The organism is bacterium (assembly GCA_023230585.1).
Classification (GTDB): domain Bacteria; phylum Ratteibacteria; class UBA8468; order B48-G9; family JAFGKM01; genus JALNXB01.
In genome coordinates this window covers 1-7,946 of the sequence record JALNXB010000075.1, presented here as the reverse complement: position 1 = coordinate 7,946, position 7,946 = coordinate 1, and the positions used below count along the sequence as shown (strand labels likewise).

The 7,946-nt window shown below is 36.3% G+C and carries 7 protein-coding genes and 1 tRNA gene; all 8 read right to left on the bottom strand.

Annotation, left to right across the window (positions count from 1 at the left end):
* Window positions 1-640 precede the first annotated feature (640 nt).
* The 8 genes from M0P98_08725 to M0P98_08690 all read right to left on the bottom strand — a co-directional run bounded on the left by M0P98_08725 (window position 641) and on the right by M0P98_08690 (window position 7,592).
* Entirely contained in the window at window positions 641-2,323 is a 1,683-nt protein-coding gene (locus tag M0P98_08725; protein MCK9266932.1) for a ribulokinase, read from the bottom strand.
* 194 nt (window positions 2,324-2,517) lie between these two features.
* Window positions 2,518-2,796, bottom strand: a complete 279-nt coding sequence (locus M0P98_08720) for a hypothetical protein (GenBank protein ID MCK9266931.1) — start codon at window positions 2,794-2,796, stop codon at window positions 2,518-2,520.
* Between the two features lie 102 nt (window positions 2,797-2,898).
* A complete protein-coding gene (locus tag M0P98_08715) occupies window positions 2,899-3,864 on the bottom strand; it encodes a patatin-like phospholipase family protein (GenBank protein MCK9266930.1) in 966 nt (321 codons plus the stop codon).
* Window positions 3,854-4,447 carry a M48 family metallopeptidase gene (locus tag M0P98_08710; GenBank protein MCK9266929.1) on the bottom strand — a complete coding sequence of 198 codons (594 nt, stop codon included), beginning with the start codon at window positions 4,445-4,447 and terminating at the stop codon, window positions 3,854-3,856. Before M0P98_08710 ends, M0P98_08715 begins: the two co-directional genes overlap by 11 nt.
* 12 nt (window positions 4,448-4,459) lie before the next feature.
* The gene (locus M0P98_08705) at window positions 4,460-5,908 is read right to left on the bottom strand and encodes an RtcB family protein (protein ID MCK9266928.1); all 1,449 of its coding nucleotides are present in this window, start codon (window positions 5,906-5,908) and stop codon (window positions 4,460-4,462) included.
* Window positions 5,883-6,464 (bottom strand): 2-oxoacid:acceptor oxidoreductase family protein, encoded by a 582-nt coding sequence (locus tag M0P98_08700; GenBank protein MCK9266927.1) that lies wholly within the window; start codon window positions 6,462-6,464, stop codon window positions 5,883-5,885. The genes M0P98_08705 and M0P98_08700 overlap by 26 nt, the downstream gene beginning before the upstream one ends.
* Before the next feature lie 10 nt (window positions 6,465-6,474).
* The gene (locus M0P98_08695) at window positions 6,475-7,440 is read right to left on the bottom strand and encodes a sugar phosphate isomerase/epimerase (GenBank protein MCK9266926.1); all 966 of its coding nucleotides are present in this window, start codon (window positions 7,438-7,440) and stop codon (window positions 6,475-6,477) included.
* 79 nt (window positions 7,441-7,519) lie between these two features.
* Window positions 7,520-7,592, bottom strand: a tRNA-Ala gene (locus tag M0P98_08690).
* Window positions 7,593-7,946 lie beyond the last annotated feature (354 nt).

Below are 7,946 nucleotides of genomic sequence, written 5' to 3'. Positions count from 1 at the left end.
TGCAAGCATAGGGCTTAAACCAGAAGATTCTCAACAGTTGGCGTTCAATATTGGGGTTAGCGGTAGAAACGGATGGTTTACTTGGGTGGCTACAGGAACAAATGTATGGCGAGTTGAGAACGCAGGTTTTATTAAGTTTGAAAAATAAGAGAGTAGGGATAAAAGTGAGGTTTATCCCGAGTATGCTCGAGGGGTTTATCCCTACAGTATCTCTGTGGGGCTTGATTCGGAATGACAATCTTTCCTTATTTGCCTTCTCCCCTTAGAGTGTTTGGAGTAGTAAGTCCCCAAGGGTTTGCAGAGAGGTTAATGGGATGAGGTTTATCCGCCGAAGCTTGTATTGTAGCGTAGGAGGAGGTGATTTTGCTTTACGCTTTTGCTTTTATACGTTACCCCCCCATTCCGTCTTTTGTAGTTTATCTTGCGAGCTTTACCCGCCGAAGCCTTGGCGTAGGAGGGGTTTCTTAGCGTGGCAATCTCGCCGAAGCTTGTATTGTAGCGTAGGAGGAGGGCTTTTAAAGTTTTACATCAAACTGTTAGTAAATAAATGCGCCCTGAAGGTATACGGCTATGGGTTTCAGTCTGTATTGAGTTAATCATAACCAGAGTTTCCATAAGTTCAACTTAAGAAGGTTCTTAACTACCGTTTCATATTTTTTACTTTATGTTGTATCTCTAAAAGTTCTTTCATAACAGAGTAGAGGTTCCTGCTCTCTGTTTTTATTCCAAAAGAGTTATGGAGTTCTCTGTATATGTGGTAAATTTTATTATAGATTACTCTATTTTCTTTTATAGGTTTATATTCTATATTTTTGAACCTGCATATCTTTTTCTGGGCTGTTTCAACATCCTTAAACCCACCTTTATCTTTTGTAGCTACGACTGCACCAAAAATAGCAGCCCCCAGAGCACAGGTTTGAGCAGAATCTGCTATTTTGAGGGTTCTGCCAGTAATATCTGCGTATATCTGCATCAATAGCGGGTTTTTGTCAGGAATACCACCTGTTGCAACAATAGTTTTTATTGGCACACCGTATTTTTCGAACTGTTCTATTATTATTTTTGCTCCGAATCCTGTTGCTTCGATTAAAGTTTTATAAATCTCTTCGGGTTTTGTATTTAGTGTAAGCCCTAATACAACTCCTGTAAGTCTTTGATCCGCAAGTATATTTCTGTTGCCATTGTGCCAATCTAAAGATATAAGTCCTGTTTCACCTGGTTTTAATTTTGAAGCCCGGTGGGATAACCAGTTATGGTCTATTTCTGTATCTTTCACAAAGTTTTTTACAAACCAGTTAAAAATATCTCCTACTGCCGCTTGACCTGCTTCAATACCTGTAAAACCTGGAACTATAGAGTCTGAAACAGTTCCGCAGATACCAGGTATATTTTTAATTGCTTTAGATTTTGGCATAATTGTCATATCGCAAGCAGAGGTACCTATAACTTTGACAAGAACCCCTTGTTTTACTCCTGCTCCTACAGCTCCAATGTGAGCGTCAAGAGCCCCAACGCTAACAGGTACGCCTGATGTGAGTCCAAGTTTATCTGCCCAGAATTTGCTTAAATAGCCAGCAGCCTTTCCAGTTGGGTAAGCCTTCTGATAAAGAAACCTGTTTACGTTACTTGATGACGGGAAAATTTTTGCTAAAAATTGTGAGTCAGGAAGTCCACCCCATTCTGCGTTATACATAGCTTTATGTCCTGCAGCACAAATGCTTCTCACCACTTCTGAAAGATGTTTTTTGCCACAAAGTATTGCAGGTATATAGTCACAGAGTTCTATAAATCCAGATGCTGCCTCGTATGCTTTTTTATCAACTCTGTAAAAATGTAAAAGTTTTGAAAAGAACCATTCTGAAGAGTAAGCACCGCCAATATTTAATAGGTATTGAGGTCTTATCTTAGATGCTACGGATGTTATTTCTTCAGCTTCTTCAGTAGATGTATGGTCTTTCCATAAATATGCCATACAGTTTTTATTATTTTGAAATTCTTTTAGAAAAGATAAAGGGTTAAGATTTTTATCAACAGGTAAAGGAGTACTTCCAGTAGCGTCAATCCCTATTCCGATAACCTTATCTGGTGAAAACAGTTTGTCTTTGGTGGCTTCTTTGATAGCATTAATAACAACATTTTCAAGGGAAATTAAATAATCTAAAGGGTTCTGTCTTGCAAGGTAGGAGTTCTTCTCGTCGGTTATAACGCCGTTCACACCAGATGGGTATTCATAAGTTGAAGCACTCTGTATAACACCGTTTTCAAGGTTTAAAATTATACACCTTACAGAATTTGTTCCAAAATCTATTCCTAATGTGTACATTTTCTTCTCCTGTTATTTTACTGTTATATATTTTAATAATTGTATAACAACACGGATAGATATTCAAATGAAGATAAGTGAAATTGTGGTTTTTACGTTCTGTTTGTGAGTATTTATAAATATGGGAGGTTCTTGCGTTAAAATGTAAATAACAACAGTGTTGCAGTTATTGGTTCAAAAAAAGACGAAAAGTTTTATTTAGTAAACAAAAATTTTTTAATAATAAAATAGATTACAAATAGAACAATTAAAAATATTACTGTTCTTACAATAGGAGTAACACTTGAAGTTTTTCTTTTTTTTGATTCAATCTCTTCAGCCTTTTTAACGAAAGCACCAAATGCGTTAGCACATTTTTCACTACAAAAAATCCCTCCGTGTTTTACAATTTGACATTCCAAACAAAGAGGTCTTCCGCACTGTTTACATCTTGTTGTTGATGGTTTCCCTGTATGATAAAAGCAATCTGCCATTATGTTTTCTCTCTTTTATTTTGCACACCTTGATACTAAAAATGTCCTTTTGTCATTTTTTCTTTTAATAATAATTGATTGTCATATTCCAATATTAGCACATCATATAAAAATATAACTGTCCTGTTCAATAGATTTTAATCTTTTCTTTTCATTTTTACCAAAAAAAGCAAGCACATTTTTCTTATAGATATATGTTCTACTTCTTAGTTTTTTAATTAAAGGAAGCAACTCATTGATAGAGTAATTTCCTTTTTCTATGGCAAAATGGTGTTTTTTAAATTCGTGCCATTTCATATCTTCCAGGTTAGGCTTGACGATAAGGTCTGCCATTCTACTGTTATACATATCAAATCTGTCTGTTGTCAAAGTATCTATCCTCAAATGAATATCAACAACAGAATTAAGTAACCCTTGCAAGGTAGTGGAACCGCTAATATCTACGCAAAGAATATTTTTTGCACCTAAAAGAACAGCACATTTAACAGGGAGCCTGTTGGTTACACCTCCGTCAACAAGAAGCATATCGTTATATTCAACTGGAGGAAAAATTCCCGGTATTGAACAAGAAGCGAGTACACCTTGCCATAATGGACCGCTATTTATGTAAACATCTTTACCTGATACAAGGTCAAAAGCAACAGCGTAGAAAGGTATATCTAACTGTTCAAAAAGTGTGTCTCCAAACAGGTTTTTAAAAATAGGGGTGACATCGTTTGGTTTTAACAGAGATGTATCTCTAAGCATTTTTACCATAGAAAGCTTAGTTTTAATTGTTGAAATTGTTTTAAAAAAAATACTCTGTTTGTCTTCCTCAAAATTAACTTCTCTAAGGTCCAGTTTACTAAGTATATTGAACTCTCTTGTTTTTTCAATCTCTTTAAAATCTTCAATTTTTTCTCTGTAAATCGAGTAGAACGCTCCAGCAAGTGCTCCAGAAGATGTCCCACAAATAACATCAGGGCGTAAAGATTCTTCTTCCAGTTTTGTAATTGCTCCGATATGGGCAAAACCTTTTGCACCGCCACCTCCAAGAACTAAAGCATTCCTATATCCTTTATTTTTCATGGTGTTTCTTCAAATTTTTTGTGTTAAAAGATTTAGAAAAAAGTAGGTACCAGTATGCAGACAATCTTTTTTCAATCTTTTCTTTATTAAAAAACTTCTGGTCAATTATATTGTAAAAAGTTTTATTGTGCCTATGCTCTAATAGATGTGCTACTTCATGAAAAACGACATATTCGGTAAGGTTTTCAGGAAGAAATCTTAAAAATAGGTTTATTGTTATCGCCCCTTCGTTAGTACAACTTCCCCACCTGCTTTTTAACTTTTTGAATATGATTTTTTTAGTTTCTACATTTAACTCTTTGGAGAACTCCTCTATTTTGTTTATAACAAAAAGTTTGAAATCATTTTCTTCAATAGGGTAAATAACAATTTGTTTAGATATCGCTTCTATCTCTTTGAATAATAAATATCTGTTTTTAATCCACCGGCTGTGCCGTTGAAGAAGTTCTTCTTTTTTACTATATTGGTGACAAGGAAGGATTAGCGTTAATACTCCATACGCAAATTTAATTCGTGGAATTTTTATATTCCTATATATGCTGGTATAACACACTTCAAGATTATCTATTATAAATTTTTCCATTAAGGACTTTACTCATCCTTTCATCACAGCAATTGGGGTCATTTTTGCAACTTTTTTTGAAATTCCAGCCCCTTCAACTGTCTCTATTACTTCATCTACATCTTTATACGCTTCAGGCATTTCTTCTGCGAGCCCTTTTCTACTTACTCCTCTTACAATAATACCTTGTATAGCAAGTTCTGAAGATATAGACCTGTTAGCGCTTGCTTTAATTGCTTGTTTCCTTGACATAACTCTTCCAGCACCGTGACAGGTGCTACCCCAAGTTTCTTCCATCGCTTTTTCAGTCCCTATAAGTATATAAGATGCCGTTCCCATTGTACCGGGTATCATTACTGGCTGTCCAGTGGGCTTATACTTGTCTGGCAAGTCGGGGTGTTGTTTTGGGAAAGCTCTTGTTGCGCCTTTTCTATGTACATAAAGTTTTTTCATTATACCGTCAACGTTGTGAGTTTCTTTTTTACATATATTGTGAGCAACATCATAGACAGTTGAAAGTTTTATTTGGTGGTAAGGAATTTTAAGTACCGATTCAAAAGTTTCACGAACAAAATGGGTCATAATCTGTCTGTTCGCAAAAGCATAATTTGCTGCTGCACTCATAGCGCCAAAATATCTTTTACCTTCAGGAGAATTTATAGGTGCACAAGCAAGCTGACGGTCGGGAAGTTTAATATTATATTTTAAAGCTACCTTTCCAAATTTAGCAAGATAATCATCACAAACCTGATATCCAAGACCTCTACTTCCTGAATGTAGCATAACAGTTATCTGGTTTTTGAATATTCCAAAAGCATTTGCTGTTGCTTCATCATAAATATCAGTCACTTGTTGAATTTCAAGAAAATGGTTACCAGAACCTAATGTTCCAAGTTGAGTAGCACCTCTTTCGTAAGCTCTATTGCTGACAGCGTTAGGGTCTGCGTCTTTAATTCGTCCATTGTCTTCAATATTTTCTGCATCTTCTTTAGAGCCAAACCCATTTTCCAATGCCCAGAGCGAGCCATTTTTAAGCACTTTTTCCAACTCTTTCTTTTTCAATTTGAGCTGTCCGTCAGAACCAACGCCTGAAGGTATATTGTTAAATAGAGTGTTTATAAGAGGTTCTAAATATTTACTTACGTCTGATACTATTAAATCGCTTCTTAAAAGTCTTACTCCACAGTTTATGTCGTATCCAACAAACCCAGGAGAAATAATACCCGACTCAGCATCAAAACCTCCAACGCCACCGATCGGGGCTCCATAGCCCCAATGAACATCTGGCATGCCAAGAGAATATTTTGTAATACCTTTAAGTTTTGATACATTAATTAACTGTAACGGAGTGTTATCGGTTAGGGCTTTTTCCAAAATAGATTCTGATGCATATATAACAACAGGGACTCTCATATCATCTTTTTTGGGGATTAGCCATTTGTAATCATTAATTTTCTCAATCGTTTTGCTGACATTGTCCATTTCCTATCAACTCCCATCCTGTTTTTATACTTTTTTTGCTCTTCTCAAACACCTCTTTATTGGGCATTATCTCAGCAAGTCCTGCATATAAAGAACTTATATTAAATTTGAAGAAACATTTATTTATTATGTTACCGAGGGTTCCAGCTAAAATCATATTGGCATTCTTGATATCACCAAGTTTTTCGGCTATTTCTGTAGCTTGAGCTTTGTATATTTTAAAGTTTTTGTTATGAAAAGCCTTAATAAGAGATGAGTTTAAAACCATAACGGCATTCTTTCTTAGGTGAGAAACAAGCATCTTATAAGATTTCTCATTCATAAAAACTCCAATATCTAATTCTGAACTTATAGGAGAAAAAATTTCTTGTTTAGAAGATATTACTATTGAGCAGTACACATACCCACCTCGCATTTCTGCGCCATAGGAGGGTAAGTATGATACCTCAAGTTTTTGTTTCATAGCCGCTAAAGCAATAGTTTTACCTACTGTTAATATTCCTTGACCGCCACTCCCGCCAATTATTATGCTAACCCGATTTTTAATATTTTTCATAGTAACCTTTTTAAGCCCACCAGGCTTTGGGTTTCGGCTCTCTGATAAGAACATCTTTAAGTAAAGATATGGCTTTTTTTAATCCTTCATCTGGGCTCATAAGACTATCTTCATGCTCAATACTTATAGTTCCGTCATACCCGACTAATCTTAAGGTTGAAACAAAATCTTTCCAGAAATCATATCCGTTTCCATAACCAACACTTCTAAATACCCAAGAACGATTAATCTCATCAAGGTAGGTTTTTGTATCAAGGACTCCGTTTACTGCTGTATTGTATTTGTCTATTTTTGTATCTTTAGCGTGTACGTGATATATTGTGCCTTTAAGTTTTTTTAAAGCTATAATAGGGTCTATCCCTTGCCAAGTGAGATGGCTTGGGTCAAAATTAGCACCTATTACTTCTCCAGCAGCGTCTCTTAAAGTCAACAATGTTTCTGGATTATAAACCACAAAGCCAGGGTGCATCTCAAGACAAATTTCTTTAACCTTATGTTGTTTTGCAAACTCTACTTCTTCTCTCCAGAAAGGAATAACTTTCTTTTCCCATTGCCATTTTAGAATATTAGAAAAATCTTCAGGCCAAGGACATGTAACCCAGTTGGGATATTTAGAGTTTGGACCATCCCCTGGACAACCAGAAAAAGTGATAATCCGTTCGATTCCAAGTTTTTCAGCAAGAAGAATAGTGTCTCTCTGAACTTTCTTGTGGGTAGATGCAATTTCAGGGTCAGGGTGGAGAGGGTTGCCGTGACAGGAGAGGGCAGATATTTCTAAACCTCTTTTTTGGACAGCCTTCTGAAATTCTACAAGTTTAGAATTGTCTGCCAGTAATTCTTCAAGGTTGCAATGTGAATTGCCAGGGTAATTACCTGTACCTATTTCTACAGTCTCTAAACCCATTTTAAGGGCTTTATCGAGAGCTTCCTCAAATTTTAAATCTCCAAACAGAACCAAAAATACGCCAAGTTTCATGGGTTCCTCCTATTTTCCACCTCTATGAGATGGATGGTAACAATTTAAAAGTGACGGATAACAAGAAAAAAGGGTAGAGTGGAGGATAAGGGACTTGAACCCTTGACTCCCAGACTGCCAGTCTGGTGCTCTCCCAACTGAGCTAATCCCCCTGTATTTTTTGAAGTAAGCTATATAATGATAACATATTTGTATATCTTTGTCAACCTTTTGTCCCGAGTACCCCCGAGGGGATTGTCACGCCAAAAGACGCCTTCCTACGCCAAGGTATACCTGCCGAAGCTTGTATTTTAGCGTAGGTTGGCTACGGCGGACAAGTTCCTCTCTTTACAAAGCAAGCTCCCCCAATGAGAGAGGTGAGTTGGGTGGAAATGCCACTCTTTCGACTCCTGAACGCCCCAATCTGTCACCTTGAACTTGTTTAAGGATCTCTAATGTAACCTCAAAAAGAAGTAGTAAAAAACGAGATTCCGGATCAAGTCCGGAATGACAATCGTTCCTTATTT